Consider the following 2,454-nt stretch of genomic DNA (forward strand, 5'->3'; position numbering starts at 1 on the left):
GTTAGGACGTTATCGGCGTTTAAGCAAGGATTATGAACTGTTATCGGAAGTAAGCGAGTCTATGGTTTATGCTGCTATGGTGCGGCTGATGCTGAGACGACTAACCGCTTAAGTCTTACTTTATAAATCAGCTCTAAAAGCGAGGTATGGTTAACACCTATTATTTGGCGCGTATGTCCTTTGGAAGCCGATCCACAAGAAATGACAATTGAACAAAAATGTTCACCATACTCCGCCCTCATCAGTAATAGCTAAAGTCCAAGCTACGATGGACGAACTCATCGATCGTCGCATTCTCATTCCACAGTGCGACAGTTATAACTAGCCTCGATGCAACCGCAGCGATCGCCCTCAAACAACAAAAATTAGAATAAGTCGGGTCAATTTGTTCTCTGCTATCTGGAAGGGGCGATCGTTTTCCTGACGATGCTTGTTAACCGCACTTGAGCGGACGGATACTACGATAGTTAAATAGTTTAAAGCTTCTTTACAATTCGTTACGCTAGATGGAGAAAGAGAGAAAAGGTCTGACGACAAGCCGTGTCGTGCCGATCCCAAACTGCTCAAATTCTCAAAGTTCAAGTTTAGAGGTGCTTTATATGAACGGCACTATTCGCGTTGGTAATCTATTTGGAATTCCCTTCTATGTCGCCCCATCCTGGTTTTTGGTTTTGGGCTTGGTGACTTGGAGTTATACCAGTGGGTTAGCAACGCAATTCCCTGCTGGGGGTAGTTTGCTACCCTTGTTGTTGGGATTAACTACCGCTCTATTGCTATTTGCTTCAGTCTTAGCGCACGAATTAGGACACAGTTTCGTTGCCATCAGACAGGGAATTGAAGTTAAATCGATAACTCTATTTCTGTTTGGCGGTCTTGCTAGCCTGGAGAAAGAATCAAAAACTCCGAGTGAAGCGTTTTGGGTAGCGATCGCTGGTCCTTTAGTTAGTTTATTGTTGTTCGGGATATTGACAACAATTAACGCCAGCGTCCCATTACTAGCACCTTTCGCCGCAGTTGTAGGAACGTTGGCTTACGTGAATTTGGCGCTGGCGCTGTTCAACTTAATTCCTGGCTTACCTTTGGATGGGGGTAACATCCTCAAAGCACTAGTTTGGAAAATTACGGGTAATCCTGAAAAAGGTGTTGTCTTTGCCAGTAGAGTAGGGCAATTCATTGGCTGGTTGGCGATCGCCTCTGGCTTAATTCCCCTAGTATTGTTAGGTAGTTTTGGTAACTTCTGGAACTTAATATTAGGTTGGTTTTTACTTCAAAATGCCAGCAGAACTGCCCAATCTGCTACATTGCAGTCAACACTAAAGAATTTTAAGGTAGCAGACGCAGTAAATTTTGACAGCCCAATAGTATCAGCCGATCTTTCTCTGCGAGAATTTGCTGTTGAATCGATTCTTGGTCATGGTAAGTGGGAGAGGTTTTTAGTCACCGATCTTGAAGGGCAACTGGTTGGTACGATTACTCTAGATGCTTTAAGAGTGGTTCCTACTTCACGTTGGACACAAACCCAAGTTCGAGAATTGATGCAACCCATCGAACCATCGGCGATGATTCAATCCGAGCAATCTCTACTAGAAGCAGTAAAAATACTAGAACAACAGCAGCACTCAGCGCTACCTGTAATTGGGGAAAATGGCGTACTAGTTGGACTTTTAGAGAAAGCTGCTGTTCTCCGCTGGTTGCAAAAACGAGTACAAGCACCTGCTTGACAAATTCTGTAATTTCTCAAATCTCCCTCAGACTTTAAAACTCGTATCTGGGGGAGTTTTTTTAGTTGAGGCTCTCAAGAAACACATATCGCTTCGATCCCAGAATTTCAACGGACGCAGGGTGCTCTGCGATTGTTTGCTTGACCAGATGCGGCAAAGTTTCATTACCTCTAAGTTGCAATTCACCAGCCCCTAGCAGTGGGGAAAATTTAGGCAAACTGCAAGCAGCCAATTTAGAGTTAGCGTTCGCACTCATGCTAGCTTCCGTAGTTAGCCATGTGCCAGGGTTGCCTGGACTAGAATCATTCGACGAAGAGCGCTCTTGCACCAGCCAAAATTTTGCTACTTTTCTTTATTTACAGAATATTAATTATTGCTAAAAGAACTGCTTGGGCTAGTAAGCATCAGCTACCCTCTTGGCAGTTATCGCTCGTCAACTGTCGCATTTATGTCAACGAGGGAGAGCGGTAATTAGTCGAACCAAATCGAGCAACTCTCCTACAACGATAAGAAAGAATTGAGGCAGTTGAGGGAACAATTAAAGTGAGATTGAAATGAAGTACGCGATCGCTTTCAAAAAATGAGTCTATGACAATTGAGCAGATCTATCAGTTTTTTGCGACCCAGCCGCCGATTTATTTAAGAATCGAACAAGCAGTTTGCTACGTGCTGCCGGTCTTGCTTGAGAGCGAATCCTACGGTACTGGGCTGATTCAAAAACTTGAGAGCGATT

1 protein-coding gene and 1 pseudogene are annotated in these 2,454 nt (G+C 44.0%); both read left to right on the forward strand.

The genetic code is table 11. The annotated features are described in order from the left end of the window. A pseudogene (locus ACRC32_RS19690) lies at nt 1-112 on the forward strand (IS5/IS1182 family transposase); the annotation flags it as partial. Nucleotides 113-599: 487 nt separating this feature from the next. Then, nucleotides 600-1,721: a site-2 protease family protein gene (locus ACRC32_RS19695; RefSeq protein ID WP_438555563.1), complete on the forward strand. Its 1,122-nt coding sequence runs from the start codon at nt 600-602 to the stop codon at nt 1,719-1,721. Nucleotides 1,722-2,454 lie beyond the last annotated feature (733 nt).

This window comes from Chroococcidiopsis sp. (assembly GCF_051657925.1).
Lineage (GTDB): Bacteria > Cyanobacteriota > Cyanobacteriia > Cyanobacteriales > Chroococcidiopsidaceae > Chroococcidiopsis.